The following is a 505-nucleotide window of genomic DNA, read 5'->3' as shown; positions in this document are numbered from 1 at the left end:
GTCCTGGTCCGTGTCGATTTCAACGTTCCCGTGAAGGAAGGCGCCGTCACCGATGACACGCGCATCCGTGCGGCGCTGCCCACTATCACGTATCTGCTCGAGCATGGCGCGAAAGTTATTCTGATGAGCCACCGCGGTCGCCCCTCCGGCAAGGGCTTCGAAGAGGAGTTCTCCATCAAGCCTGCCGCCGAGCGTCTGGCGCAGCTGGTGGACGCTCCGGTCGCCGTGGCGAGCGACGTGGCGGGCGAGAACGCCCATGAGATGGCAGATAAGCTGCAGCCGGGCGAGATTCTGGTTCTTGAAAACCTGCGCTTCGATCCGCGGGAGAAGAAGAACGATCCGTCTTTCTGCGAGGAGCTCGCCTCGCTCGCCGAGGTATATGTGAACGACGCGTTCGGCACCGCCCACCGCGCCCATGCCTCTACGACGGGCGTGGCTCATCTGCTGCCTGCCTATGCGGGCTTTCTCCTCGCGGGGGAGGTGCAGACGCTTTCCGGCATGCTGG

At 64.0% G+C, this 505-nt stretch carries 1 protein-coding gene; it reads left to right on the top strand.

Annotated elements, in window-relative coordinates:
- Positions 1-505, top strand: a 505-nt coding sequence (gene pgk / locus DMP05_RS09715) for a phosphoglycerate kinase (RefSeq protein WP_148039738.1), incomplete at both ends; no start/stop codon positions are given.

The sequence above is a fragment of the Slackia isoflavoniconvertens genome, from assembly GCF_003725955.1.
In the GTDB taxonomy this organism is placed as follows: Bacteria; Actinomycetota; Coriobacteriia; order Coriobacteriales; family Eggerthellaceae; genus Slackia; species Slackia isoflavoniconvertens.
This window is presented reverse-complemented; position numbering and strand designations above follow the sequence as displayed.